Origin of the sequence: Paenibacillus cellulosilyticus, from assembly GCF_003182255.1 — a bacterium.
GTDB lineage: Bacteria > Bacillota > Bacilli > Paenibacillales > Paenibacillaceae > Paenibacillus_T > Paenibacillus_T cellulosilyticus.
In genome coordinates this window covers 44,241-69,701 of the sequence record NZ_QGTQ01000021.1, presented here as the reverse complement: position 1 = coordinate 69,701, position 25,461 = coordinate 44,241, and the positions used below count along the sequence as shown (strand labels likewise).

At 49.8% G+C, this 25,461-nt stretch carries 27 protein-coding genes and 1 tRNA gene; 23 read left to right on the top strand and 5 right to left on the bottom strand.

The annotated features are described in order from the left end of the window. Positions 1-39 precede the first annotated feature (39 nt). From DFQ01_RS21390 to DFQ01_RS21360, 6 genes are all read left to right on the top strand, one after another. Positions 40-309 carry a hypothetical protein gene (locus tag DFQ01_RS21390; protein ID WP_146216908.1) on the top strand — a complete coding sequence of 90 codons (270 nt, stop codon included), beginning with the start codon at positions 40-42 and terminating at the stop codon, positions 307-309. Beyond that, complete coding sequence (locus tag DFQ01_RS21385) at positions 302-505, top strand: hypothetical protein (RefSeq protein WP_110045949.1); 204 nt, start codon at positions 302-304, stop codon at positions 503-505. The genes DFQ01_RS21390 and DFQ01_RS21385 overlap by 8 nt, the downstream gene beginning before the upstream one ends. Beyond that, complete coding sequence (locus DFQ01_RS21380) at positions 498-2,831, top strand: M14 family metallopeptidase (protein WP_110045948.1); 2,334 nt, start codon at positions 498-500, stop codon at positions 2,829-2,831. Before DFQ01_RS21385 ends, DFQ01_RS21380 begins: the two co-directional genes overlap by 8 nt. A gap of 187 nt (positions 2,832-3,018) precedes the next feature. Continuing rightward, positions 3,019-3,477, top strand: coding sequence for a phage holin family protein (locus DFQ01_RS21375; protein WP_110045947.1), 459 nt, complete (start codon positions 3,019-3,021; stop codon positions 3,475-3,477). Then, on the top strand, positions 3,474-4,079 hold the full coding sequence (locus DFQ01_RS21370) for a lysozyme (protein WP_110045946.1): 606 nt from the start codon (positions 3,474-3,476) through the stop codon (positions 4,077-4,079). Before DFQ01_RS21375 ends, DFQ01_RS21370 begins: the two co-directional genes overlap by 4 nt. A 324-nt stretch (positions 4,080-4,403) precedes the next feature. Continuing rightward, complete coding sequence (locus DFQ01_RS21360) at positions 4,404-4,640, top strand: hypothetical protein (protein ID WP_110045944.1); 237 nt, start codon at positions 4,404-4,406, stop codon at positions 4,638-4,640. A 456-nt stretch (positions 4,641-5,096) separates the two neighbouring features. Here DFQ01_RS21360 and DFQ01_RS32240 read toward each other — a convergent pair whose 3' ends face one another. After that, positions 5,097-5,321: a helix-turn-helix transcriptional regulator gene (locus DFQ01_RS32240; protein WP_110045943.1), complete on the bottom strand. Its 225-nt coding sequence runs from the start codon at positions 5,319-5,321 to the stop codon at positions 5,097-5,099. A 70-nt stretch (positions 5,322-5,391) separates the two neighbouring features. Between DFQ01_RS32240 and DFQ01_RS31195 the strand changes: the two genes are divergently transcribed. From DFQ01_RS31195 to DFQ01_RS21280, 15 genes are all read left to right on the top strand, one after another. Further along, positions 5,392-5,628, top strand: coding sequence for a helix-turn-helix domain-containing protein (locus DFQ01_RS31195; protein ID WP_174812912.1), 237 nt, complete (start codon positions 5,392-5,394; stop codon positions 5,626-5,628). A 193-nt stretch (positions 5,629-5,821) separates the two neighbouring features. Further along, the gene (guaB, locus tag DFQ01_RS21345; protein ID WP_110045942.1) at positions 5,822-7,279 is read left to right on the top strand and encodes an IMP dehydrogenase; all 1,458 of its coding nucleotides are present in this window, start codon (positions 5,822-5,824) and stop codon (positions 7,277-7,279) included. 156 nt (positions 7,280-7,435) lie between these two features. Next, positions 7,436-8,719 carry a D-alanyl-D-alanine carboxypeptidase family protein gene (locus DFQ01_RS21340; RefSeq protein ID WP_110045941.1) on the top strand — a complete coding sequence of 428 codons (1,284 nt, stop codon included), beginning with the start codon at positions 7,436-7,438 and terminating at the stop codon, positions 8,717-8,719. 139 nt (positions 8,720-8,858) lie between these two features. After that, positions 8,859-9,740: a pyridoxal 5'-phosphate synthase lyase subunit PdxS gene (gene pdxS / locus DFQ01_RS21335; protein ID WP_110045940.1), complete on the top strand. Its 882-nt coding sequence runs from the start codon at positions 8,859-8,861 to the stop codon at positions 9,738-9,740. Positions 9,741-9,881: 141 nt separating this feature from the next. Continuing rightward, positions 9,882-10,466 carry a pyridoxal 5'-phosphate synthase glutaminase subunit PdxT gene (gene pdxT, locus DFQ01_RS21330; RefSeq protein ID WP_110045939.1) on the top strand — a complete coding sequence of 195 codons (585 nt, stop codon included), beginning with the start codon at positions 9,882-9,884 and terminating at the stop codon, positions 10,464-10,466. Between the two features lie 66 nt (positions 10,467-10,532). Continuing rightward, positions 10,533-11,813, top strand: coding sequence for a serine--tRNA ligase (gene serS / locus DFQ01_RS21325; protein WP_110045938.1), 1,281 nt, complete (start codon positions 10,533-10,535; stop codon positions 11,811-11,813). 161 nt (positions 11,814-11,974) lie between these two features. After that, positions 11,975-12,063, top strand: a tRNA-Ser gene (locus DFQ01_RS21320). 143 nt (positions 12,064-12,206) lie between these two features. Then, entirely contained in the window at positions 12,207-12,554 is a 348-nt protein-coding gene (locus DFQ01_RS21315) for a hypothetical protein (RefSeq protein ID WP_110045937.1), read from the top strand. A gap of 17 nt (positions 12,555-12,571) precedes the next feature. Then, complete coding sequence (locus DFQ01_RS21310) at positions 12,572-12,772, top strand: hypothetical protein (RefSeq protein WP_110045936.1); 201 nt, start codon at positions 12,572-12,574, stop codon at positions 12,770-12,772. 34 nt (positions 12,773-12,806) lie between these two features. Next, positions 12,807-12,965, top strand: coding sequence for a small acid-soluble spore protein P (locus DFQ01_RS21305; protein ID WP_110045935.1), 159 nt, complete (start codon positions 12,807-12,809; stop codon positions 12,963-12,965). 131 nt (positions 12,966-13,096) lie between these two features. Beyond that, positions 13,097-14,179 carry a hypothetical protein gene (locus DFQ01_RS21300; protein ID WP_110045934.1) on the top strand — a complete coding sequence of 361 codons (1,083 nt, stop codon included), beginning with the start codon at positions 13,097-13,099 and terminating at the stop codon, positions 14,177-14,179. A 182-nt stretch (positions 14,180-14,361) separates the two neighbouring features. After that, positions 14,362-15,648 carry a type III polyketide synthase gene (locus DFQ01_RS21295; RefSeq protein WP_110045933.1) on the top strand — a complete coding sequence of 429 codons (1,287 nt, stop codon included), beginning with the start codon at positions 14,362-14,364 and terminating at the stop codon, positions 15,646-15,648. Next, complete coding sequence (locus tag DFQ01_RS21290; protein WP_110045932.1) at positions 15,641-16,351, top strand: methyltransferase domain-containing protein; 711 nt, start codon at positions 15,641-15,643, stop codon at positions 16,349-16,351. The genes DFQ01_RS21295 and DFQ01_RS21290 overlap by 8 nt, the downstream gene beginning before the upstream one ends. A gap of 21 nt (positions 16,352-16,372) precedes the next feature. Then, the gene (locus DFQ01_RS21285) at positions 16,373-17,683 is read left to right on the top strand and encodes an NAD(P)/FAD-dependent oxidoreductase (RefSeq protein ID WP_110045931.1); all 1,311 of its coding nucleotides are present in this window, start codon (positions 16,373-16,375) and stop codon (positions 17,681-17,683) included. A gap of 288 nt (positions 17,684-17,971) precedes the next feature. Continuing rightward, a complete protein-coding gene (locus DFQ01_RS21280; RefSeq protein WP_110045930.1) occupies positions 17,972-19,138 on the top strand; it encodes a serine hydrolase domain-containing protein in 1,167 nt (388 codons plus the stop codon). A 773-nt stretch (positions 19,139-19,911) separates the two neighbouring features. Here DFQ01_RS21280 and DFQ01_RS21275 read toward each other — a convergent pair. From DFQ01_RS21275 to DFQ01_RS21260, 4 genes are all read right to left on the bottom strand, one after another. After that, positions 19,912-21,330, bottom strand: coding sequence for an ABC transporter substrate-binding protein (locus DFQ01_RS21275; RefSeq protein ID WP_110045929.1), 1,419 nt, complete (start codon positions 21,328-21,330; stop codon positions 19,912-19,914). A gap of 87 nt (positions 21,331-21,417) precedes the next feature. Beyond that, the gene (locus DFQ01_RS21270) at positions 21,418-22,239 is read right to left on the bottom strand and encodes a carbohydrate ABC transporter permease (protein ID WP_110045928.1); all 822 of its coding nucleotides are present in this window, start codon (positions 22,237-22,239) and stop codon (positions 21,418-21,420) included. Next, the gene (locus DFQ01_RS21265; RefSeq protein ID WP_110045927.1) at positions 22,236-23,198 is read right to left on the bottom strand and encodes a carbohydrate ABC transporter permease; all 963 of its coding nucleotides are present in this window, start codon (positions 23,196-23,198) and stop codon (positions 22,236-22,238) included. The genes DFQ01_RS21270 and DFQ01_RS21265 overlap by 4 nt, the downstream gene beginning before the upstream one ends. Positions 23,199-23,993: 795 nt before the next feature. Then, complete coding sequence (locus DFQ01_RS21260) at positions 23,994-24,209, bottom strand: helix-turn-helix domain-containing protein (RefSeq protein WP_110045926.1); 216 nt, start codon at positions 24,207-24,209, stop codon at positions 23,994-23,996. A gap of 148 nt (positions 24,210-24,357) precedes the next feature. Here DFQ01_RS21260 and DFQ01_RS21255 point away from each other — a divergent pair, with 148 nt between their 5' ends. Next, positions 24,358-24,969, top strand: coding sequence for a hypothetical protein (locus DFQ01_RS21255; RefSeq protein ID WP_110045925.1), 612 nt, complete (start codon positions 24,358-24,360; stop codon positions 24,967-24,969). Continuing rightward, the gene (locus DFQ01_RS21250; RefSeq protein WP_110045924.1) at positions 24,947-25,240 is read left to right on the top strand and encodes an HNH endonuclease; all 294 of its coding nucleotides are present in this window, start codon (positions 24,947-24,949) and stop codon (positions 25,238-25,240) included. Before DFQ01_RS21255 ends, DFQ01_RS21250 begins: the two co-directional genes overlap by 23 nt. The last annotated feature ends 221 nt before the right edge of the window (positions 25,241-25,461 follow it).

Here is a 25,461-nt window from a genome sequence, read left to right as displayed (position 1 = left end):
AGACGCTCCTACTGAGGGGGCGTCTTTTTCGTTGGGAGGATGAAGAAGACAATGATTTCCTACAACAAAATAGAAGCTCTTAAGCAGCCTACTTTGCATTGCGGTAAATGCGGGGTGGCTGTTTTTCGTTTACCTGTAGATGTTCGAAAAGAAGAAATGATTTCGGACACCATTTTGCGCTCTGAGCCTATTCCTCCTCAGCTCAAGCCTATGCGTAAAGAAGTAGCTAAATGTAGTTCATGCGGAGTCCAGTGGGCAGCATTGTCAGAGTCGGTTTTAGTTCTGAAAGAAGGTGTAATGGGTGGCTAAGGTTCAGCCTGTAATAAAATGCGAGATCGATCCAATGAAGCCGGTACCGGAGATATGCGCCGTTATCATGGCCGTGACGCCTTACCACCCGCAGCAGGAAGACGCGATCCTGCTCGGCGTCCAGGAGGCTATCCAGAAGCGCCGCGATCAGCTCGCTAAGCAAACAACGAGGAAGGAGGAACAGCAGAATGGCTAACATTCAGAACATCCCATTGTCCGAACAGATGCGGGATAGTAACCCGAAGATCAATGGTAACTTCTCCGCAATTAATAAACAAGTTGAGGAACAAGAGGAACGTATCGATAACCTTGTAGGAAGCACAGGAGAAAGTAATTCAGAAATCCTCGATGCACGATACGATCCAATAGAAGGAGTTACTTATCCGGTATTGCAGTACAGATTGAATGCTGCTTCCCAACATATTGCTACGAAGGCGAATCAATCTGATCTTACTTCAACAATCGCTACAATTGCGACAAAGGCAGAAAAATCAGAGGTTTATAGCATGATTGCATCTGTATCTGACGGTACACCGGAAGCATTTAAGGATCTACCTGCCATTCAGGCCGCATATCCAACAGGATCAAACCAAGCGAAGTTAAATATAGCAGATGGATATGTGTACAACTGGAATGGATCAGCGTGGTTGCAGGGGTGGATGTATCAAACTTCCGGCATCTCTAACGGGAGCATTACTCCTGCAAAAACCAATTTTTTTAAGATATCGACTAACTTATATAATCACGACACGAGTACTCAAAACTTAACAATAAGCAGTGCAGGAATAGAGACTGTTAATACAGACTATGTCGTTTCTGATTTTATTGCAGTAAGTCCTAACTCTGATATGTCATTCAATCCGGTTGGTAACGCGAACGGATTCCTGTATTTTGCGGAGTACGATTTAAACAAAGTATTTATTACAAGACGAGATTGCACGGCTACGAAGACGTTAGGAAGTAGTACGAGATATATCCGTGTAATGGGTCAAAAAATCTATATCAAAGCTGCAACAGCACAAGTCAATGTGGGCAATGTCATTTTACCTTTTGAACCTTACTATGTAACGGTGGATGAGGGATTTGTCGGACAAATCATTGGTACCAAAAATCTAAAAGACAAGGTTATTACGGAAGAGAAGATTGGGGATAACGCTGTATCACCAAAAATAGATATATCTCAGTCTGCATTAAGATATAAGGCAGATAAACTCATTAGACCTTCATTCGAAATTGGAGCACTCAGCACTACAAATGGCACTAACCTAGACACTGATGTTGGATGTATAAGAAGTGTTGACTATTTTAGCGTCTCAAGCAAAGAGATCGTTAATGTATATTTGAGAGATAAGGAGAACTATCACTGGGCCTATTTTCAATACAGTCTGGATGGCACCTATATTAAAAACAATGCATACACAAGAAATGATCTTCACCTAGAGAGTGGCTATAAATATAAAATTCTTGTAAGAAAATACCCAACTGATTACACAACAAATGTTACAAGTCAGTTGGCTAGCATAGCCGCACAGTTGTATATAACGTACAATGAAAAGTCTTATTATTTTAGTCCCGAACCAATAAGCGGATGGTTTGAAGCGCCTGTTGTTAGTAGCTTCGGCAGCGGGAATACGATAGATGCAATTTACAACATGTATGATGACCTTGCTGCGGAACACCCTGATGATATTAGCAAATCATTTTTAGGTAACGATAGCACCGGATTACCGATTTACTCGTATCAATTTAAAGGCAGCGAAGTAAAGCAACGGTCTAGTTATTCGTCATTTTATACTCGTAGCCTGCCGAAAATCATTATTGCAACAAACATACACGGTGACGAAAAAGCATCCACTTATGCGATTGCAAACCTTATGAAGCTGATTTATACGAATTGGGGAAGCAGCCCATTATTAGAGTATTTAAGGTTTAATGTGCAGTTCGTAGTGGTTCCTATTGTAAATCCATATGGATTTAATAATGTTACAAGACGAAATGCAAATGGTGTGGATTTGAATCGAAATTTCGATTACCGTTGGAACGCTTCTACGGATGACTATAAAGGGGCATCAGCGTTCAGTGAAGTGGAAAGCCAGTATATAAGAACACTAATCACAAACAACTTAGATGCGATGTGTTTCCTTGATTTTCATATGAACGGTTCAAGCGGGTATGATTGGACTGAAACTTATTGGTCAAATATCAATCAAATTATTCCTGAAAATCAGTTATTTGATCCAGCAAGCAGGTTCATTATTAGTAAGATGACCAGAAGAGGGCAGTCAACATATAACGTTCCCTCTGACAGCGGAATCATAGGCCGGATATCTTACGACAATGATACTCCGTTAATGGCTGCATGGGTTGCAAAGCAAGGGATTCCAAGTGTGCTCTGCGAATGTGCAATGAAGCTGCCTTCAGAGTCAGAAAGCTACACAGTAACTGTTCATCAAATGAATTTAGAGTACGTAACAAATATGTTACTTTCGATCGTTAACCAATTTAAAACAGCATCTTTATAGAGAATCGATCGGCGTCCTTCCGACGCATCTGACGTCACGAGACAGCACAACATTAATTCGAGATAGGTTTATGGGGGGACATTATCAATGAACCTCATTATTAAAATTAATCACCACAACTGGGAATTTTCGATTGAGGTCGGGCAACTGCTCGGCCTCTTTATGTTGGGGGAGGGGATTGGTGCCAATGATTAAAGAGTCCATAGCGACTGCCTATACGGCGGCGATCGGTACAACGGGTAAAGAGACAGCATTGGGTGGCATTGTAGCCGCAGCGGGGGTGATGGCGACCGATTGGTTAGGAGGATGGGATAAATCGCTGAAGCTGCTGCTAGTGCTCATGGTTATTGATTATGTTACAGGTGTCCTTGGCGCCATTAAAACCAAAACGCTGAATAGCGATGTAATGTTCTGGGGCGGCGTGCGCAAAGCAGTCGTCCTTTTTGTTGTGGGTTTGGCTTCACTTATGGATGAATGGATTCAGCCAGGCGCACCAGTGTTCCGGACCGCTGCTGTCTTCTTCTACGCTGCGCGGGAGGGTTTATCCGTAATTGAAAACTCAGCGATCCTTGGCGTTCCATGGCCGGCTGCGATCCGTGACAAGCTGCAGCAATTGAACGATAGTCAGGACGGTGTTAGCAAATGAGCCGAAAATTATCCCAGACGGGCATTAGCCTAATCAAATCATTCGAAGGTTGTCAGCTTACGGCGTACAAGCCTGTGGCTACCGAAACCTATTACACCATAGGCTGGGGCCATTACGGCTCTGACGTCAAGGCAGGCATGACAATCACACAGGCGCAGGCCGACGCGATGTTCCTGTCCGACATCGTGCGCTACGAGAATCCTGTGAACGACCTTAACTTGCAGCTCAACCAGAACCAGTTCGACGCGCTGGTGAGCTTCTGCTACAACTGCGGCGCGGGCAACCTTCGGAAGTTGTGCCTTGGACGCACCACCAAGCAGATCGCCACAAGCCTGCCCGAGTACAACAAGTCCAGTGGAACAGTGCTGGCGGGGTTGACGCGGCGGCGGCAGGCTGAGCTGGATTTGTTTAATACACCAGATACGAAGGAGGAAGAAGAAATGCAACTGAGTAATTACCAATGGGGTGTACTGGAGTCTAACGTAAGCAAGCTGCTGAGCAATAAGACGATCACGGATGAGGCGTGGTTGGAAAAGGTTAAGCAGCGGACGCTTACTGTGTCGGAGTTGTCCTGGTTGACATTCGTTGTATCGATGCGCTAAACACCGGATTGGTAATAATACCAAACGCTTGTGATTATCAGAAAAGCCTCTCGTTAGCCAAGGCTAGCGGGGGTTTTTTTGTCTTGAAATAGGAACAAATGTTCTGGTAAGATGGGTTCATACATCTTAGCGAGGTGATTACAATGCAGAATTACATTGGAAAGCTTGTGCAGCTTATTTACATCGATCGGAAGCGTCAGGTCAGTATTAGGGAAGTCCGCGTGCTGTCGGTACAGGGCAACCGCCTTAAGGCGTACTGCATGACCGCCAAGGCACCTAGAGTTTTCAATATAGATAGCATAGTTGATGTGGAGCTAATTCGGCGTGCTGGATGATACGACGCGTAAGGTGCTGCGGATCTTATTCAATTTGAATAGGCAGCAATGGGCGCAGCTAGACATGGATCGGCTGCAGCATCTGTCCGGACGGACCAGGTTACAGGTCGAACAGTCGCTGCAGCAGCTTAGTGAGCTATTATATGTAGAGCAGCAGTGTAGTATGGTGAGGGTTGTCCGAGGGTGGGAGCAACCGGCGCAAATGTCTCGTAGATGGGTTGACTAGCATGGTTGAATTTGGTAGGATGTTGTCGAGAGCTATGGGAAAGCATCTCTGGCTCTCACCACAAGTTTGTGTTAATTTATATGTTACTCTCTGTCAGGCGACTATGGGAGTTATAAGTGGTATTTAATTACAATTAGGTGATTATATCAGGTTCCGAGCGACGGGCCGTTATAATCCGGAGGAATTGTTACATTTCAGTAGGTGGAGTTTAAAAGCACAGGTCTGTACGAAGCGATCGTACATCTTTTTACTGTGTTTTCTACCTATCGGTGTATTCCTTCGGACTATGACGGCCTTTTTATGTTTGGGCAAACAGGGGGGTGAGTTGGGTAAAATTACATGAGCATATTTCGACACAATACGACAACTAATTAGATGCCAATTTGTTACTATGACGATGAGTGTTGTAACCCAGTAGTGTTCCCTTTTGGCCGGAGGGGAGCAGCGATGCTACTCTCACCGGTTACTATGAATTTTGTATTCATATAGGTCGTGGGCTGAGCAGTTAAGAACATGTGCAACAAGTATTGCTTGTTCTAGGGAGAAGAATCGTTCCTTAACTTTCACTTTGTATATGAACTGTCGGTTCACACCGATTCTTCGTGCCAGCTCAGCCTGGGTCATTTTACTGTTGCGAAGTAGTTCCGGTAACCGGCTATCCCCCCATTCCAGGGACAGCACTCAGATTTTCTCCTTCCTTTATATATGTGCATTAAATCAATTTTACATCAGGTGCAGGAGGTATCGTCAAATGAAGAATGAACTGGCAAGAAAAACATACATAACTTTAAGGGTTGCTCGGGTATTGAGCGGCTACACTATAACGGAAGCATCTAATCGTACAGGGATTAAGCAAACAAGAATTAGGCGCTATGAGAAGCAACCTAACAAAACACTTGTTAGTGAAGCGATAAAGTTGGCTACCCTTTACAACTGTAGTATTAACGAAATTGATTTCACTTTACCCACATGTTCCCCAATGAAGTGATGCAAAATAGAGTATTAGTATGATCTTCTGTGATACGCTGTGCAACGATGTAAATCGCGCCAGAATAAGGTTTTTTCAGAAAATTGATTTCATTTACATTCTCTGATGCACTGTGATATACTTCAAAAAATATTGCAATAATATCCGTCAGAGCAAGCTAAATAAAGGATGAAATCAAGGGAGGAACATACTCGTGTGGGATACTAAATTCGCTAAAGAGGGTTTGACGTTTGACGACGTGCTGCTCGTTCCGCGCAAATCTGAAGTGCTGCCGCGTGAGGTTGCGGTAGGAACCGTACTTAGCGACAATGTGAAGCTGAACATGCCGCTTATTAGCGCAGGCATGGATACCGTTACGGAATCGGCAATGGCGATTGCGATCGCTCGTGAAGGCGGTCTCGGTATTATTCATAAAAATATGTCGATCGCACAGCAGGCAGAAGAAGTCGATCGCGTGAAACGTTCGGAGAGCGGCGTTATTACGAATCCATTCTCGCTGACGCCTAACCATCATGTTTATGACGCTGAAGCACTCATGGGCAAATACCGCATTTCCGGTGTGCCAATCGTGGACGAGAATGGCAAGCTGGTTGGTATTTTGACAAACCGTGACCTTCGCTTCGTACATGACTACTCGATGAAGATCAGCGAAGTTATGACACGTGAAGAGCTCGTTACGGCGCCAGTTGGGACGACGTTGGCTCAAGCAGAAGTCATTCTCCAGAAGCATAAGATCGAGAAGCTTCCGCTCGTGGACGACAACAACGTACTTAAAGGTCTTATTACTATTAAAGATATTGAGAAAGCGATCCAATTCCCGAACGCAGCGAAGGATCAGCACGGACGACTCATTTGTGGAGCGGCAATCGGTATCTCGAAAGACACGTTCGAGCGTGCAGAAGCACTTGTTAACGCAGGTGTCGATGCAATCGTCGTGGACTCGGCACACGGTCACCACATCAACATCCTGAACGAGGTTAAGAAGCTTCGTGATAAATATCCAACGCTGACGATCATCGCCGGTAACGTTGCAACGGGCGAAGCTACACGCGACTTGATCGAAGCTGGCGCTTCCGTCGTTAAAGTCGGCATTGGTCCAGGTTCGATCTGTACGACACGCGTTATCGCGGGTATCGGCGTACCGCAAATTACGGCAATCTATGATTGCGCATCGGTTGCACGCGAATACAACATTCCGATTATCGCGGACGGCGGTATCAAATACTCCGGCGACATCGTGAAGGCAATCGCTGCGGGCGCAAGTGCGATCATGATCGGCAGCTTGCTCGCAGGTACGGAAGAAAGCCCTGGCGAATCGGAAATTTATCAAGGCCGCCGCTTCAAAGTATATCGCGGTATGGGTTCGATCGGCGCAATGAAAGAAGGCAGCAAAGACCGTTATTTCCAAGAGAATGAGAGCAAACTCGTTCCAGAGGGGATCGAAGGCCGCGTTCCTTACAAAGGGCCAATGGCTGACACGGTACATCAGATGATCGGTGGCCTCCGTTCGGGTATGGGCTACTGCGGTACGGCAACGATCGAAGAGCTGAAGAACGACACGCAATTCGTTCGTATTACGGGTGCTGGCCTTCGCGAAAGCCATCCGCACGACGTACAAATTACGAAAGAAGCGCCTAACTACTCTCTGTAAGTTTAGTAGGAAAAAGCGCTCGGTTGATTCATGATATAACAAGCCAGATAAGGGGATTTGCGGGATTTCGCAAACTCTCTCGTCTGGCTTTTTCATTATTGGTTTACTATGTTACAATAAAGCGGACGAAAGCTTATGGGAAATGGGGAGAATAACTTGAAGGTAAGTTTCAAGCTGGGGCGCCTGCGCTCAATCACGGCGGCAGTGTTGGCAGTATGGATGGTTATGTTGGCGTTGGGCTCCACAGCAGCGTTTGCTGAAGGCGCGGGTAATCCGCTTGGTATTGATGCGAAGGCAGCTATTCTTATTGAACCAACGACTGGTCAAGTATTGTATGAAGTGAATGCGGATGAACCAATGCCTCCGGCGAGTATGACAAAGATGATGACGGAATATATTGTGCTCGAAGAAATTAAAGCGGGCCGCCTCACTTGGGATACAGTCGTATCCACTTCGGAAGAAGCAGCAACCGTTCCACCCGACGGCTCCCAAGTATATTTGGCGGTAGGCGAGAAACATACGGTTAAAGAGCTTTATATTGCAATGGCTGTTGGATCGGCCAGCGATGCAACGATCGCACTGGCGGTTCAAGTAGGCGGTTCTGTACAAGGCTTTGTCGATAAAATGAACGAAACGGCCCAGCGTCTCGGACTAACGTCCGCACACTACACGGGACCAGCCGGTCTTGAGGATACAACGGTCATCTCGGCTCGCGACCAAGCGAAGCTGGCTGCAACAATCGTAACTGAACATCCAGAGTTCCTGGAGTACTCAAGTATTCAAAGATACAAGTTCCGTGAGCGGGACAAAGGCGAACTTATTAACTACAATTATATGCTTGAATCGAATAAAGACGTAACGGAACTGAAATCGTATGCTTATCCAGGCGTTGACGGTATGAAAACAGGGTACCTCTCTGCTGCGGGTTACTGCTTTACCGGTACCGTTGAAGTTAACGGTCTCCGTTACGTAAGTGTTGTTATGAACACGAAGTCGAAGGGCTCTCGCTTCCATGAGACAGCGAAAATGTACGATTATGGTTATGCAAACTTCGAGAAGAAAACGATTGTTGCACCGAAAACTGTCGTAGAATCTGTTCCAACGGTTAAAATAACGAAGGGCAAATCGAAATCGGTTGGTGTTATTACAGCAAATGATGTGAGCTTCCTCGTGAAGAAGGGTGTAGAGGCGAAGGCAGACGTTGTAAAAACCGAGCTGCTGCCGGACAGTGAGCTAAAAGCACCAATTAAGCAGGGTCAGAAGCTTGGTACGGTAACGTACGAGTATAAAAACCCGGATACGAACCAATCGTTGACGCAGACAGTTGATCTAATCGCAGCAGAAGACGTCAAAAAAGCAGGCTGGTTTACGATGTTATTCCGTAATATCGGCAGCTTCTTCTCGAGTCTGTTCAGCGGAATTGCGAATTTGTTCGGCTAATACGAAATATATAGCTTGTGGAAGCGCAGCAATCGCAGCTGTAAGGTTGCCGATTCGCTGCGCTTCATGTAAAATTAATGGTTAGAGTTACATTCGGAGCTATCATTGTATCCGCATATAAATAGGAGGGTTTCAGGAGATGGAAACAGGAACTTCGCGCGTTAAACGCGGTATGGCTGAAATGCAAAAAGGCGGCGTCATCATGGACGTCATGAATGCTGAGCAAGCAAAAATCGCGGAAGCGGCAGGCGCAGTAGCAGTAATGGCGCTTGAGCGCGTACCGTCCGATATTCGTGCAGCAGGCGGCGTAGCTCGTATGGCTGACCCTACGATTGTTGAAGAGGTAACGAAGGTTGTTTCCATTCCGGTCATGGCTAAAGCTCGTATCGGCCACTATGTAGAAGCAAAAGTGCTGGAATCGATGGGTGTTGACTACATCGACGAGAGCGAAGTACTGACGCCAGCTGATGAAGTATTCCACATCAACAAGAACGAATTCACGGTTCCATTCGTATGCGGCGCGAAAGACCTGGGCGAAGCACTTCGCCGTATCCAAGAAGGCGCATCGATGATCCGTACGAAGGGCGAGCCAGGAACAGGTAACGTTGTTGAGGCTGTTCGTCACCTTCGCCTGATCCACGGTCAAATCCGTCGTGTATCCAGCCTGTCGAAGGACGAGCTGTTCAACGAAGCGAAAGTTCTGGGCGTTCCTTATGAGCTGCTCGTGCAAGTCGCTGAAGCAGGCAAACTGCCAGTCGTTAACTTCGCAGCAGGCGGCGTAGCAACGCCAGCTGACGCAGCACTCATGATGCACCTCGGCGCTGACGGCGTATTCGTAGGCTCCGGTATTTTCAAATCGGACAACCCAGAGAAATTCGCTCGTGCAATCGTTGAAGCAACGACGCACTACACAGACTACAAGCTGATCACGGAAGTATCGAAGAACCTCGGTACGCCGATGAAAGGTATCGATATCAAAACGCTGTCCGGTTTCGACCGCATGCAAGACCGCAGCGTTTAATAGCTCTACAGCATAGAGAAAAGAGAAAAGCCCCTTATACAGGGGCTTTTCGGCAATGAAGGGCATACTAAGGTTCAGATAGCAGTACATATTCGAACGCTGATCGATTTGAAGGCGTCAACATAAAGGCAGGTATTCGTTATGAAAATAGGCGTATTGGCGCTGCAAGGTGCCGTAGCAGAACATATTCGTGGACTGGAAGCATCCGGTGCAGAAGCCGTTGCCGTTAAACGAGTGGAAGAGCTGGACAGCCTCGATGGTCTCGTTATCCCTGGCGGGGAGAGCACGACGATTGGCAAGCTGATGCGGAAGTATGATTTTATCGATGCGATTCGGAAGTTCTCCGCAGAAGGTAAGGCGCTGTTCGGTACGTGTGCGGGACTGATCGTGCTTGCAGAACGTATTGAAGGTCAAGAAGATGCACATCTTGAGTTGATGGATATGACGGTACAGCGCAATGCTTTTGGCCGCCAGCGTGAAAGCTTTGAGACGGATCTCGATGTAGCAGGTATTGATGAGCCGATTCGTGCGGTATTTATCCGTGCTCCGCTGATTAAAGAAGTAGGCGAAGGCGTTGAGGTCATCTCGACGTATAAGGATGAGATTGTAGCAGCTCGGCAGAACAACTTGCTCGCTTGCTCTTTCCATCCAGAGCTGACGGACGATTACCGTCTGCATGCTTATTTCGTAGACATGGCACGTGAAGCGGCAGCAGGCCGCGCTTAAGGAACGCAATCGAGGCCGATGCGGGCATGATGGACCGCCGACCCATTATTGAGAGGAGAATCATTCGTGCTAGACGTGAAATGGCTCAGAAATGATTACGATAAAGTAGTACAAGCACTTGCAAACCGCGGTAAGTCGGAGGAGCTCGTAGCAGCGTTCCCGGCGCTGGATACTCGCCGCCGCGAGATTCTGGTTGAGACGGACAATCTGAAGAACCGCCGTAACGTCGTATCGCAAGAAGTTGCGAAGCTGAAGAAGTCGGGCGGCGACGCAGAAGCACTCATCATTGAGATGCGCGAAGTTGGCGACCGCATCAAAGAAATCGACGATGAGATTCGCGGCTTGGAAGCGCAAATCGATGAGCTGATGATGGCGATCCCGAATCTGCCGCATGAGTCAGTGCCGGTTGGCGCATCGGAAGAGGACAATGTTGAGATTCGTCGCATTGGCACACCTACTGAGCTTGGCTTCGAGCCTAAAGCGCACTGGGAGCTGGCACAAGACCTCGGCATTCTCGACTTCGAGCGCGCAGGCAAAGTAACGGGCTCACGTTTCGTGTTCTACCGCGGGCTAGGTGCACGTCTGGAGCGTGCGCTTATCAGCTTCATGATGGATCTTCACAGCGACCAGCACGGCTATGAGGAAGTGCTGCCGCCTTACATCGTTAACCGTGACAGCTTGTTCGGTACGGGTCAGCTGCCGAAGTTCGAAGAGGATCTGTTCAAGCTGGAGGGTTCGGACTACTACCTAATTCCAACGGCTGAAGTTCCGGTGACGAACATTGCGCGTGAAGAGATTTTGAATAATGAAGATCTTCCGAAATATTTCGTCGCATACAGCGCTTGTTTCCGTTCGGAGGCGGGTGCAGCAGGCCGCGATACGCGTGGTCTCATTCGCCAGCACCAATTCAATAAGGTTGAGCTGCTGAAGATCGTTCATCCAGAGTCGTCGTACGACGAGCTGGAGAAAATGACGGCAAACGCAGAGAAGGTGCTGCAGCTGCTCCGTTTGCCATACCGCGTACTGTCGCTGTGCACAGGCGATATGGGCTTTACGGCTGCGAAGACGTATGATCTCGAAGTGTGGCTGCCAAGCGCAGATACGTACCGTGAAATCTCGTCTTGCTCGAACGTAGAGGATTTCCAAGCGCGCCGCGCCGCGATCCGCTTCCGTCGTGAGCCGAAGAGCAAGCCAGAGTTCGTGCATACGCTGAACGGCTCGGGTCTTGCAGTTGGTCGTACGTTCGCTGCGATTCTGGAGAACTATCAGCAGGCAGACGGATCGATCGTTATTCCGGAAGTACTGCGTCCATATATGGGCGGCGTATCGGTAATTACGAAGAAATAAGCTGTTATAGCAGGGCTGTCCCAAAGATCGATAGTAGGACAGCTCCAGTGAGCCGTCCTACTGGGGCGGCTCTTATTTGTAAATATTTTGGCCAAAAGCGAAAAGAAAGTTGATTGTTTGGATTGGCTTGTGGTACAATCTTAATGTTAAACTTTAAATGTGGAGAGGTACCGAAGCGGTCATAACGGGGCGGTCTTGAAAACCGTTAGAGTGCAAGCTCACGTGGGTTCGAGTCCCACCCTCTCCGCCAGTTTACTTTTACCTTGCATAACATCTGGGAGCTGCGCAGCCTGCGCGGCTCTTTTTTTTGTGTGTAAATCGTTAAACGGACTGTGGTACAAGCATAAAAAGAACTGCATCTTCGCATCTTAAACGGTGTGGAGGTGGACAGTCATGGCACATAACGATGAGTTACCAATCAATCAAGATCAGCTCGCATCCGCTTGGGCAAGTACGCTGCCAACTACGATTAATGAGGCAGACCAAGCAGAGGTATGGCCCGATGAAGGCGACCCCAATGCGCTGCGTGTGACCATTCATACGGCGGGGCATCAGGATTATTCGTTTGATTTTAAAGTAGGATATGTGGATAGCCGCGAGGTCAATGTTGAACTAATCGATGTTGAGAAGGCGGGTCAGTCGGTCGATGAGCGTACGGACATCATCCAGCAGCTCGCGCTCGACTATAAGCGTCACATTCATGAGTGCGCGCAAGCGGTCAATTCGAACACGCACCACTAGCGAAGGAGAGAGCAACTATGACGAAAGCGAAGAATGGCGTCGACAAAAACTTGACGAACGTCGTTGAACAGCTCGACCGCAATCCGGTGAACAGCCATCATGCGCAGCAGCTGCAGCAGGATGTGAATGACCGACGCAACCAAGCGAGTATGGATCATGATGACTCGGCTGATCTGTCGACCCCGTTTAGTGCTGGTTCGTCCGGCAGCGGAAGCTAATTCAAACTATTTTGCAGGAGGACTGTAAATTACGATGAGTAAACCAGACAGCGTACCTGTACCAACTCCGGAGTCTGATAGCAGCGCAAGCGGCCGTTCCCGTCAAGGCAATCAGCCACAGCAGCCGCTCTCGGGATCGAAAAAAACGAAGCAGCGGAACCATTCAAGGCAGAATCACGGCGAAGGTTCATAAACTGACATATATAGCCCGTTTCCGCAGTATGTGGAAGCGGGTTTTTGCTTTTGACAGCCTGTTTAAAGCTTGTACATAGAATGCCCATCACGTATGATGTATGAGTATGAAACAAAGGGGGAAATTCAACGATGAAATGGATGCAGCGCGTAACAGTCCTCGCAATGATCGCGGTTCTGCTCGTCGTCGCTGGCTGCAGCAGCAGTGATAAACCAGCGAAGGATGCGGTGGTGGATTCGCTTAAAAAAATGTCGGAAATGAACGCGTACGCTTTTACCGGTACGATTGGTATTAATGATGTATCGATTCCAACGAGCGAGTCGGACAAGTTCGGTTTCGCTACGTTCTTCACTTCGATGCTGAAGGGCGCGAAGATTTCATTCGATGGCCAATATGATCGTGACGCGAAGCGTACAGATATGACGATGAAAGTCGAATATAAGTCGGATGGCTCCTCTACGACGCTTGAAGTTCCAGTCATTATGACGGATGAGAAGATGTTTGTAAAAATCCCGAATGTGCCGTTCTTCCCACTGCCGGAGAGCATTACGAGCAAGTTCATTGAGATCGATATGAAGCAGCTAATGGAAGAGCAAGGCGCGGGTACAGCAGCCACTGCTCTCGATAGCGATAAAATGATTAAACTGAGCAGCGATTTGCTGCTTGCTGTCATTGAACCTTTTGAGTCGAAGGACTACTTCAGCGAGCCGAAGGCAGCCGATGTTGAAGGTCTGCCACAAGACGTGGAATATGACGACTTGATTCAGTTCCAACTGACTAGCGAAACGTTCCCTGCAGCGGTTGAAGTTATCGCGAACAAGGTAGCGCCTGCTATTCTTGATCTACTGTCCTCCGATGAGGAATACATGAATCTGCTGAACCTGAAGAAGGAAGATCTCGATAAGGCGAAGCAGGAACTGACGGATAACAGCGCACAAGCGATTGAAGAGATCAAGAAGGCAGTGAAAGTAAACAACTTCAAGCTGACGACTGGTGTGAAGGACGGCTACATGACGTTCCAAGGCGTGAACGCGGATGTGGTCGTGACGGATGAGAACAACGCAGAGACGAAGCTGAATCTGTCCGCTCAGAGCCAATATTCCGATATCAACAAGAAGCAGACGTTCAAGCAAGAGATTCCGACAGATACAACGAAGCTCGAGGATCTGGCGAAGTCGCTTGGTGTTGATCTGACGCAGCCGGTATTGCAATAATAGCCATTATAGTAGAGAGTCCATACCCGTTCGTTCGGGTGTGGGCTTTTTTTATGCCGTAGAGAGGGAGTGTTCTACCGGATTGTTCTATCAGCTCTAGCTTCTGAATAGAATGGGAACAGTTTGTCCCTGAAGTGCCTGGGGCGGACGGTTGAACGTTCGAATAGAGGAGGGGCAACAATATGGGACGATATCGGATTAGAGCTTCAAAAAATAAGGTGGCATTGCTCGGCATCGGTACAGCGCTGCCGGAATGTCGGTTAGATCAACGCGATACGGCACTGCGGCTGGCGGAAGGGCTGGAAGCAGCAGGGCAGCGGGATGCGACTCGATGGGCTCGCCGCATCTTCAATCAGAGCGGCGTCGAGACACGGCATACGTGCGTGGACAGCTTGTCTGGACCGGCATCGGAGAGCCGATTTGCCCCTGGAACGGCGGCAGAGCTCGTGCCACAGACGGCAGAACGAATGGCGATGTATCGGGAGTTCGCACCTATTCTAGCGGAGCGGGCAGCTAGAGATGCACTGGTGGACAGCGGCGTCGCTGCGCATAATATAACGCATGTACTGACGGTGAGCTGTACAGGCATGTATTTGCCTGGGTTAGATGCGGAGCTGACGCATAGGCTCGGATTAAATGACGGTACGCGCCGGCTGCCGCTCACCTTCCTTGGCTGCGCAGCTGGTATGACAGCGATGCGCACAGCGCGCGAGCTTGTCGCAGCGGACGAGCAGGCTGTTGCGCTGATCGTCTGTGTTGAGCTGTGTACGCTGCATACGCAGCCGTCGGGGGATCGAGAGTCGCTGTATGCGGCAGCATTTTTTGGCGATGGGGCGTCGGCTTGTGTCATAGGACGTGCCTCGAAGCAGAAGGGTGCATACGGTGATCGGTTTCTGCTGGCCGAAGGCTGGGCGGGGCTTGCCCCAGAAGCGGCGGAAGCGATGCGCTGGACGATAGGGAACAACGGGTTCGATCTGTTTCTGTCGCCGCAGGTTCCGGAGCTGCTCAGCCGATATGTACCGAATATGGTGGAACAGTACGCCCCTGATCTTAAGCCCGACTGGTGGGCTATCCATCCGGGAGGCCGCGGAATCGTGGATGCGGTGCAGAAGCTGTTCGAGCTAAGCGATGAGGATACACGAGCAAGCCGAGAGGTGCTGCGCTCGTATGGCAATATGTCTTCAGTGACGATTCTATTCGTGCTGCGCGAGGTGAGAGAAAAGATGAGAAAGCAGGGCAGCGGATCATTGGAAGGACTGGCGGTTGCGTTTGGTCCGGGGTTAACGGCTGAATTGATGCGAATGACGTATGTACCGAGTATAGCGGATGGCGATACGCGGATTGAGCGGGACATCGAGGATGAGCTCGTTTCGGATGGGGATGCAAGGGAGAGCTCAAGTCGGGATTGGGGTCTGAGCCATTACCGTCATATAACTGAGGCATCGGTTGTCGGTGGGCGTTATGGCTGATCTGCAGCTGCGTAAGCGGGCATTGCGGCCGGAGCTGATGGACGATCATGGTACCGGAGGGGATGCGCTCCGGGAGGCGCATCGTCATCTGCAGCGGCTGAACGGGATATTCGGAGCGGCTGGCCCTGTTCTGTACGCGGTGAAACGGTTATGGCATGAGGCGGGGCGGCCGCGGCAGCTGTCAGTGCTTGATATTGGCTGCGGAGCGGGTGATATTAACCGTTCGCTGCTGCGTTGGGCGGAGCGGGAAGGCATCGAGCTGCATTTAACGCTATCGGATCTGACAGAGGAAGCGTGCGCGGAAGCGCGAGCACTCTATCAGGACAAGCCGAGGGTGACGGTGAGGCAGCTGGATTTATTCGATTTAAGGCCGGGCGAGGCGGACATTGTGATGGCTTCGCAGGTGCTGCATCATTTTGACGAGAAGCAGGTAGCGGAGGCTGTCTCAGCGATGGTGCGGGGGGCGAGAATCGGCTGCGCCATCGGAGATATTCATCGCCATCCGGTTGCTTGGACGGCGGTGTGGCTGGTGACGAGACTGGTGTCGCGCAATCGCTATATCCGGCATGACGGTCCGTTGTCGGTGGCAAAAGGGTTTCGAGCTGCCGACTGGCGGCGGTTACGGGACAAGCTGCAGGATGGTGTTAAGTTGGAATACGCTTGGCGGCCATTGTTTCGTTATGCTTGCTGGGCTAGAAAGTGACGAGCAAGGGAGCGTAGGGCGATGCATGATGTCATCGTGATTGGCGCGGGGATTGCAGGGGCGAGCACGGCATGTGCGATGGCAGCACGGGGCTGGAATACTTTGTTGATCGATCGACATTCGTTCCCTCGGCACAAGGTATGCGGTGAATTCCTGTCGCCGGAATCGGCGCGGTCATTGGCAGATCTGGGGCTTGCGCAGGTGTTGGTAGAGCAGGTGCCAGCGCCTGAACCCATCGAACGTATTCGGCTTGCGGCTGCACTGGGTAAGCCGCTTGAGCTGCGGCTTCGGACGCCCGCGCAGAGCATTAGCCGCTATGCGCTCGATTATGCGCTCCAGCAGGAGGCGCTGCGGCGAGGGGCAGAGGTGCGCACCAGCGTGACGGTACGCGGGATAGTGCGCGTTGCGGACGGCTGGCGCGTCAGCATTCGTTCACGCGAGCATGGCGAGATGGAGATGATGGCGCGCGTTGTCATCGGTGCATGGGGACGGAATGCACCTGCGGAGTGGCTTGAAGCGGGCATGGAGCCGGAGTCGGTCGGACTTGTGAAGGATGAGGAACCGGATCGACTGCGCGTAGGAGCCGGCGCTTTTCGGCGGGGTGGGCTCGGTCGGCATGGTCGTCAGCCTGAGCCGCGTGGACAAACCGATTGGCGAGGTAGGCTGAGTGGTGGTTCGGGCGCCGAGGCAGGCAGCGGGGGGACAGGCAGGAATAAAAGGCTGCTCGGCGTGCGGACGTTGTTGTCCGGCGTTCCATCGGAGCAGGTGGTGGAGCTGTTCTTCTTCCGCGGCGGGTACTTAGGGCTTGTACCCGCCGGCGATGGGTTGGCGAACGCGGCTGCGCTCGTGACGCCGGAAGCTTTTGCAGCGGCGGGCCAGTCAGCCGCCGCTGTCTTGGACGCGGCAGCGCGGCAGGTGCCGGCGCTGGCAAGACGGCTGCGCGATGCGCAGCCGGTTGCGGGAACCACCGCGGCGACGCCGGTGGTGCTTACCCGCGAACCGCGGGCATGGGGCATCGTGCCGCATGTCGGCGATGCCGCTTCGGTCATCCCGCCGCTGTGCGGGGACGGGATGGCGATGGGGCTGCACGCGGCGGCGCTGTGCGCGCCGCTGGCGGACCAATATTTGCGTGGCACCCTATCGCTAACGGAATGGAGAACGGCGTACACCGAGGCGCTTCAGCGGGATTTTGCCGGACCATTGCGCTGGGGGCTTCGTCTTCAGGCTGGTCTCGGGAGTAAGGCGTTGTCCGCGCTGCTGCTTGGTCTTGGCCGGCTTGCTCCCAGTATGGCTTATCGGCTTGTTGAGGCGACTAGGCTGCAGACTCATTGATCGGAATCGATGATAGGAGCTGTAGTAGAAACTGTTTCGTCCGTGGACGAAGCAGTTCTCTTCCGGGTATAGAAACTGTTTCGTCCGTGGACGAAGCAGTTTTTTCATGTATTGGGAGGAATCATTCGAGCAGAAGGGGGAAGCGTTGCGGAGTTTGATTATCATAATTATTTTCAATATAAAATTTATGTGGTTTCGATAAAGAGGAAGGAATTGTTAATAGAAATGTACAATAGTAAATAAAAACATTACATATTCAGCGTTCAACATTAGGAGGCCACCACACAAATGCGCAATAAACTGGAGTATGGATCGGCACAGCAGGTTGGCATGTCGGACTTGCGGGTAAGAAGGATCGCAGAAGCAGCGGAGCAAATGGTCAACAACGGAGTAACGCCGGCGCAGGTTGTCGTTGCAGCAAGGAAAGGCGTTGTCGTTGTTCATCAGGCAAACGGTAAGTTTGGGCCTGAACCAGACGCGGCAGAATTAACGTGTAATGCCTTATTCCCACTCTGCTCGATTACAAAGCTGTTTACAGCCGCGGCTGTTCTTGTACTTGTAGAGGAAGGTCTCATGGGCCTCAATCGACCGGTCGTCGACTACATTCCGGAATTTACGGGTCCAGGCAAGAAGGCTGTTCATGTTCATCATCTGCTTACGCATACGTCGGGCATTAACGGCGAGGACGCATGGAAGATCAAATCTCGTAAACGTGAGCAAGGGGTTGCGCTTCCGTCTTGCCCGGAGGGACAAGACCCGGATACGCACGAATCGTTGTTCTACGGCTACGAAGTACCGCTTCGCACGAAGCCGGGACAAATGATGCAGTACTGCGGTTTCGGCTACGAATTGCTGGGCGAGATCGTGTCTCGGGTGAGCGGGATACCTTATTCCCGTTTTGTCGAGGAGCGGATCTTCAAGCCATTGGGTATGCACGACACATTCTATGCTGTGCCAGACTCGGAACGGCATCGAATTGTACGCCGGGCACCAGAAGCGGCATGTGCGGAGTGGATTGAAGCGGAGGACATGATTCAGTCGATGTCTGCAGGCGGTGGTGCGTATGGTTCAGCGTATGATCTGGCGATTTTCGGCCAAATGTTCCTAAACGGCGGTGAATATAACGGTGTTCGTCTGCTAAGCCCGATCACGGTGTTCGAAATGACACGCAATCAGATTCCTGGCGTCTCCTCGCAATATCGCGATGAGTCGTTTCCTGAAGCGTATTGGGGCTATGGATGGGCTATCAATGGCACGAAGCGGGACGGCGGCGACTTGTTCTCGAGCGGCGCTTACTCGCATTGGGGAGCGGCAGGACCATTCGTCTGTGTCGATCCACTGTACGGCACCGTAACCGTGCACCTATCGGTTGAGCTGGATCATAATCGGCCGTTCAAGAATATGTATGCGGACTATTTCAATAACACGGTACTGGCGGCAATTGAGCAGTTGTAGGTGTTTGCTTATAAAAAGGCTGTTCTGCCAGCACGGATGTGCGCGGTGGAACGGCTATTTTCAAAACGGGGGATCCATATCATGGTTAAACGGCTCCAGAACGGTAGAAAAATAGCAATTCGTAAAAAGCCTCGAAAAACGAAGATAAATATACAATAGGCATGAATATTGGGCGAATTCGAGCTTATTTTACATCTCCTTAAATTATCTGAATATTTACAATATTAAAATAACAGTGTATATTGAAGTCAGCAACACAAACAATCTTAACAAACCTAAACAGAGAGGGGATAGTCCATTGGGCTAGGTGAGGCGAAGCGTGTCGGTGCTTGAGAGCTTAGCGAACACGCGGGTAACCGTTATTCTGAAGAAAGTGAAGGGCAGTTGGATTGCAGATAGCTTAGGACACTTTGGATAACAATTTCACGGAAGGATGGACGAGCCTCGTAAGTGATGTGGCAATGCAAGATTGCAATGGATGGAAAGCAAATTAGGAAAGGATGTCGAAAGACGAGGATTTTGGGAGTATGCAAGGAATGGAGATGCTGGACAATTGAATAGCGAAGAAGAGTTATGGTAAGAGTTCCGGTTATCTTGGATAAGCGGGACTCTTATTTTATTGTGGAATCGCTCAAGTATACATAATCCTACTGATAGATAAACATAAACAAGGCATCTTCTCTCCTCTACCTGACTCGGCCGGATAAGAGATTGAAGGATGCCTTGTTCGTTATTGCCCGTTCGTTTGTCAAATTAGAAGCATGTCAATCAGCTTACTTCTTCGCTGAGCTGTTGTACGTTGCCAGCTTATCGTTGATTTGCTTTGCAGCTTCATCCAATGCAGCCTTCGGATCCTGCTGGCCGTTCAGCGTTGCTTCAATCGCACCTTCGACGATTTGACGCGCTTCTGGGAATACGCCCATCATCGCACCGTTCGTCGCAGAGGAATCGATGGAAGCGTGAAGCTGGTCTACCGCCGTCTGGAATTGTGGGAATTTGGCCATGTTATCCTTCAGCACTTGCTGGTCGTATGCTGCCTTCGTGATTGGGAAGTAGCCCGTGCTTACGTTCCAGAAGGCCTGCACTTCTGGTGTCGCCAAATATTTAATGAAATCCCAGGCTGCCTTCTGTTCTGCTTCCGACTTGTTGTTTAGGATATAGTTGCTCGCACCGCCGATAACGACGCCGCCTTCCTTCGCGTCAGATGGACGCGGCAGGAAGCCTGTACCGACTTCGAATTTGCCGGCTACGCCATTAACGATGTTGCGCAGCGATGCAGTAGAGTCGAGTGTCATAGCGATTTGGCCAGCTGTAAAAGCAGCGGACGTGTCAGCCGTCTTGCGGCCAAGGTTGGAGATGGATTTTTCGTCGAGCATGCTCTTCCACCAAGTCAGCGTCTTAACACCTGCGTCTGTATTTACGAGCGACTCCGAAGCTGCGGTCGTTCTGCCGTTGCCATTGTTGAGGTATTCAGCGTTCTGATTCGCAAAGAATTGTTCCATGAACCAGCCATAGATAGCGATGGAACCACCTGTAATGCCGGACTTCGTGAGTGCCTTAGCATCTGCCTCGAACTCTTCATACGTCTTCGGCGGGCTCTCTGGATCCAGGCCGGCCTTCTTAAAAGCATCCTTATTGTAGTAGAGAATAGGGTTCGATGTGTTGAAGGGCATGCCGTTCAGCTTGCCGTCCATCGAGTAGTAGTTCGTGATGTGCGGCTCCAGCTGGGTAAGATCGAATTTGTCAGCATCGATGAACTGCTGAATCGGGGTAATGTAGCCGGAATCCACCATAAAGCGGCTGCCGATCTCATATACTTGTACGATATCCGGGCCGTCCTTCGAGCCCATGGAAGCTTTCAGCTTGCTCAGGCTCTCGTCGTACGTGCCTTGGAATACGGCTTCAACCTGAATGTTCGATTGGCTGGCGTTGAAGTCGGATACGATCTTCTTGATCGCTTCTTCATTGGTGCCGGACATGGAGTGCCACCACGTAATTTTCACTGGAGCGGCTGTGCTTGTCGAGTCGGCGCTGCTTGGTTGAGTCGATTCATTACTGGTGGATGCCGTTGCCGGAGTCTGTTCCGAAGACTTGTCAGTATTGCTGTCGTTAGTGCTACCACATGCGGTTGCCACAAGAAGAAATGCAATGGAGGATGCGGCCAACATTTCTTTCGAACGAAGCTTCTTCATGTTTCGATACTCTCTCCCTTTTCTATCCATTTGTATAATCTATCAATCAACTGCTTATCGCAGCGGATCGCAAGTCGAAGGGCTGCTTTATCCCTTCAAAGCGCCGACAGTCATGCCGCGGACCAATTGTTTCAGCCCAAGCGCAAGCATGAGCAGAGATGGCAGAATGACGAGTACGATGCCTGCGAACACGAGGTTCCACTGTGTCGTCTCTTGGTGCTGCAGCATAGAAACGCCAATCTGCACGGTCCGCATCCTGTCGCTGTTCGTGATGAGCAGCGGCCACAAGTAGGCGTTCCACATCTGGAGGAAGGAATAGACGGCAAGCGTTCCAATCGCTGGCCTCGACAGCGGCAGGACATGAGAGAAGAAGATTCGAACATGTCCGCAGCCGTCCATACGTGCGGCCTCGAACAGCTCCGTGGGGAGCTGCATGAAAAACTGACGCAGCAGGAACGTTCCGAACGAAGCTGCTAGGAACGGAACGATCAGGCCTTGATACGAATCAAGCCAGTCCCACCCCCGAATGGTCAGGTAGTTCGGGATGATCGTTACTTCCCACGGAATCATCATCGTCGCCATGAATGCGGCGAACAGCAGGTTCTTGCCTTTGAAGTTCATTCGCGCGAAGGCGTAAGCTGCCATGCTGGAGGTTATTAGTTGTCCGAGCATGACGACAATAGAGACGAGGAACGTGTTGCCGATGAACGTCGCTATCGGTACGAGATCGAATACATCGATAAAGTTGCGCAGATTAAAATGATGCGGGATCACGTGCGGCGGGTACATGCTAGCTTCGCCCATCGACATGAGGGAAGTGGCGATAGCGTATAGCACTGGATACATCACCGCAAACGCGCAGATCGTAAGTACGATATAGTGAACGGTTGCTGGGAAATAACGCCTCATTGATAATGCACCTTCTTTTCTGCCCATTTGAACTGTATCAGCGTTAGCATGATGATGATGACGAATAGCACCAGTGCCTGCGCACTGCCTGTGCCGAAACGGAAGTTCTCGAACGCTTCCTGATAGATCGAGAAGACGAGCACGCTTGTGCTGTTCATCGGACCGCCGTGGGTTAGGATGTTAACCTGGCCAAACGCTTGGAATGAGCTGATGACAGAGACGATGACTAGGAAGAACAGGGTCGGCGATAGCAGCGGCAGCAGAATTTGGCCGAACAGTCGAAGCGGACCAGCACCATCGATTGACGCGCTCTCGCGGATCTCGTCTGGAATGCCGCGTAATCCACTGGATAAGATGATGTAGTTGAAGCCTAGATTCATCCATACGGTCATGATGGATACGGAAAGCAGTGCCCACTTAGGATCGACCAGCCAATTAATCGGTGACAGGTGCAAGAGACTAAGGAAATAGTTGAGCATGCCGAGACTTGGATGGAATAAGAACATCCAGATGACAGACGATGAGCCGACAGAAAGAACAACCGGCAGTGAGAAGGCGAATTGGAAGATGGTAAGGCCCTTGCTTTTACCGTTGGACAAGGCTGCCAGAATCAAGGCCAGAATGATACCCGTCGGAACGGTCAGAAGCGCGAAATATACGGTAACCTTTAACCCATTGAAGAAGAGATGGTTGTTAAAGAGGTAGCTGAAGTTATCGAGTCCGGCGAAGCCATTCACACGTCCAGTCAGATCGGTCGAGTGTAGACTCAGATAGACGGATTGGATCATGGGATAGAAGAAGAAGATCATGAACAAGATCAGTGATGGGCCCAGAAAAATATAAGCTAGCAGGTTCTCCCGCCATTTCAGGCCGCTTATCGTTCTCGCACCACGCAGCTGCGCGGGTCTAACCTGTACCTTTTCATGGGGAAGATGCAAAGTGTCGTCCAGCCTGTTCATCCGCAGGCTCCTTTCAAGTTGAGAATTAGAGGTTGGCGATGTCGTAGGATGTCCCAAGCCATCGTATCTCTATAGTGTAATCTGGAAGTTTTGGGGGAATTAAGTATGTGTTAAGAACGGTCGAGCGGTTGAGAGGTTGAGCGGGGTCAATTTCCTGAGATTAAATTAAAAAGCAGCCGCCCCGATAGGATCGGAGCGGCCGGACCAAAACAAAAAGAACCGCGATTGCTCGCGGTTCTTTATTATTGGATTCAATGGCGCGCCCGATACGATTCGAACGTACGACCTGCAGTTTAGGAAACTGTCTCAGATCCGTCGAGTACTCGGAAGCCTTACGCAGCCTATAACGGTCATTCAAACGATGGCATACAGTTATGACGATGACCTACGGTTATTGGTTGTTACTTCATTAAGTATAAGTGAGTATTGACGATATATCAATAATCATCATGCTTGTATTGATCGTTCCTATGCAAGAAAGACCACCCTCAAGAAGAGAGCGGTCCTGATATGTAAGTTAGTAAATTAGTGCATCGTATTCATGTAGGTTATGATGATTAAAGTAAGTAGCCTGGACATCTCGTAAACAAAAACCAACTTCTCATTTTTCAAACACATATCACCTCCTCGTTTAATGGTATAATCAGGATACCATAACGAGCAGGAATTCGCAATAAAAATTTTGTTTTTATACTTCTATTATACAGATTGGCATATGCAAAGTCAAACATTTTTTAAGTGTTTCTTTTTGATGTGCTGCATCAGAGTTAGGCAGGGATTCATGCTATTGTAGGTTTAATTTTCGATCTGCTTTATCAAATCGCTAGGTTTATAACCAAGGTTCTTAGCTATAACGAAAATTGTGGTCAGGGAAGGTTGTCGCTTTCCTCTCTCGAGTAGGCTGATATATGTTCGGTCCAGATCGCACAAGTGAGCAAGTTCTTCTTGAGAAATGCCTTGGCGTTTTCTAATGCTTTGCAAACACTCGCCGAATAATCTCGCAAGCTCCATGGTGGTCCCCTCCAATCCTACATCAATAGTCATAGAGGTAAGCGTCAACCACCACGGACTATAGTCGACAGATCGTGAGGAGGTGTGTTATTTTATAAATGGAAGAAGATACTTTCTTATGAAATATTTTTAAATGGGAGACGTGGAGATGTCGATAGTAAAAGCCATGGTTAACATTCGAGGAGTGCGTCCGATGTTGATGCATTGCTTCACAACAGATACGATCTCATTAGAGAAAAAAGAGCGTACCGGAGTTGCAGGCAATGATCCAGAGGAGTGGAAGCGGTCCTTTATGTCTAACGCCGATGGACAGCTATTTATAGATCCATCGTATGTATTTGGTTGTCTTAGAGAAGCGGCGAGATATACTAAGAAAGGAAGAGGCTCCATTCAGTCGGCAGTGGCTGCATCGCTACAAGTTCTTGATGAGCAGGTGCTGATGAATAGATTTGTACCGTCTAATCTAATGGAAGTGATTCATAACGATCCAACGCAGCCTGTATATGTCGACGTTCGTTCTGTTCGTAATCCTGCGACTAAGGGGAGAAACGTACGCTACCGTCTTGCCGTATCAACGGGATGGGAAGCTGCTTTCACAATCATGTGGGATAACACACTGGTGAATCGGGATCAAATGCATGCTGTTTGTATTGATGCAGGAGCGCTTGTAGGACTAGCTGATGGTCGAGCGATCGGATTCGGACGCTTTGAGATAACATCATTCGTGATTATCGATAATGCCCAAAAAACGACCGCCTAGAGAAGTATGGTTAAGTAATATTCGTCCGATTATATGGGAACGTGATCAAAGACGTTGTGTACGCTGCAGGACATCCTTGACGCTACAGGAGTGTCATATCGATCACATTCAGAGCGGCAAATTGGGATCGAACGCATTAAGTAATCTGAGAACGTTGTGTCGACGATGTCACGTACTACGAGCGGATGTTAAGCATCGCGGAATGATTGCTTCAGCATTAAATGATGGCATTATACCGCCTAACTGGCGTGAGCTCGTATGGGAAGGCTGAGAATGTCGAAACGGAGAAATTGCTCCGTCCGGTGGAGATAACCGACCACCGCTGAGGATGACAGGTTAAATCGGTCTGGTGGGGCTCGGTCCGGCATGGTTAGGTTCGGCGTGGCAGGGCAAGGTGAGGTTTGGTATGGCGAGGGTTTTATAGAATTGTCGAAACGAGGGGGATGTCTTCCTCGTCCGATAGAGATGATCTTCTGTCGCTGATGAGACAGA

Excerpts from the sequence above, each read along its gene's own strand:
- DFQ01_RS21380 (WP_110045948.1), top strand. The coding sequence starts at position 498 with ATGGCTAACATTCAGAACATCCCATTGTCCGAACAGATGCGGGATAGT.
- pdxT (WP_110045939.1), top strand. The coding sequence starts at position 9,882 with ATGAAAATAGGCGTATTGGCGCTGCAAGGTGCCGTAGCAGAACATATT.
- DFQ01_RS21265 (WP_110045927.1), bottom strand. The coding sequence starts at position 23,198 with ATGAACAGGCTGGACGACACTTTGCATCTTCCCCATGAAAAGGTACAG.
- DFQ01_RS21375 (WP_110045947.1), top strand. The coding sequence starts at position 3,019 with ATGATTAAAGAGTCCATAGCGACTGCCTATACGGCGGCGATCGGTACA.
- DFQ01_RS21280 (WP_110045930.1), top strand. The coding sequence starts at position 17,972 with ATGCGCAATAAACTGGAGTATGGATCGGCACAGCAGGTTGGCATGTCG.
- DFQ01_RS21390 (WP_146216908.1), top strand. The coding sequence starts at position 40 with ATGAAGAAGACAATGATTTCCTACAACAAAATAGAAGCTCTTAAGCAG.
- DFQ01_RS21270 (WP_110045928.1), bottom strand. The coding sequence starts at position 22,239 with ATGAGGCGTTATTTCCCAGCAACCGTTCACTATATCGTACTTACGATC.
- DFQ01_RS21275 (WP_110045929.1), bottom strand. The coding sequence starts at position 21,330 with ATGAAGAAGCTTCGTTCGAAAGAAATGTTGGCCGCATCCTCCATTGCA.
- DFQ01_RS21255 (WP_110045925.1), top strand. The coding sequence starts at position 24,358 with ATGTCGATAGTAAAAGCCATGGTTAACATTCGAGGAGTGCGTCCGATG.
- DFQ01_RS21315 (WP_110045937.1), top strand. The coding sequence starts at position 12,207 with ATGGCACATAACGATGAGTTACCAATCAATCAAGATCAGCTCGCATCC.
- DFQ01_RS21290 (WP_110045932.1), top strand. The coding sequence starts at position 15,641 with ATGGCTGATCTGCAGCTGCGTAAGCGGGCATTGCGGCCGGAGCTGATG.
- DFQ01_RS21260 (WP_110045926.1), bottom strand. The coding sequence starts at position 24,209 with ATGGAGCTTGCGAGATTATTCGGCGAGTGTTTGCAAAGCATTAGAAAA.
- DFQ01_RS21370 (WP_110045946.1), top strand. The coding sequence starts at position 3,474 with ATGAGCCGAAAATTATCCCAGACGGGCATTAGCCTAATCAAATCATTC.
- DFQ01_RS21300 (WP_110045934.1), top strand. The coding sequence starts at position 13,097 with ATGAAATGGATGCAGCGCGTAACAGTCCTCGCAATGATCGCGGTTCTG.
- pdxS (WP_110045940.1), top strand. The coding sequence starts at position 8,859 with ATGGAAACAGGAACTTCGCGCGTTAAACGCGGTATGGCTGAAATGCAA.
- DFQ01_RS21285 (WP_110045931.1), top strand. The coding sequence starts at position 16,373 with ATGCATGATGTCATCGTGATTGGCGCGGGGATTGCAGGGGCGAGCACG.
- DFQ01_RS31195 (WP_174812912.1), top strand. The coding sequence starts at position 5,392 with ATGAAGAATGAACTGGCAAGAAAAACATACATAACTTTAAGGGTTGCT.
- DFQ01_RS21310 (WP_110045936.1), top strand. The coding sequence starts at position 12,572 with ATGACGAAAGCGAAGAATGGCGTCGACAAAAACTTGACGAACGTCGTT.
- DFQ01_RS21250 (WP_110045924.1), top strand. The coding sequence starts at position 24,947 with ATGCCCAAAAAACGACCGCCTAGAGAAGTATGGTTAAGTAATATTCGT.
- DFQ01_RS21305 (WP_110045935.1), top strand. The coding sequence starts at position 12,807 with ATGAGTAAACCAGACAGCGTACCTGTACCAACTCCGGAGTCTGATAGC.
- DFQ01_RS21295 (WP_110045933.1), top strand. The coding sequence starts at position 14,362 with ATGGGACGATATCGGATTAGAGCTTCAAAAAATAAGGTGGCATTGCTC.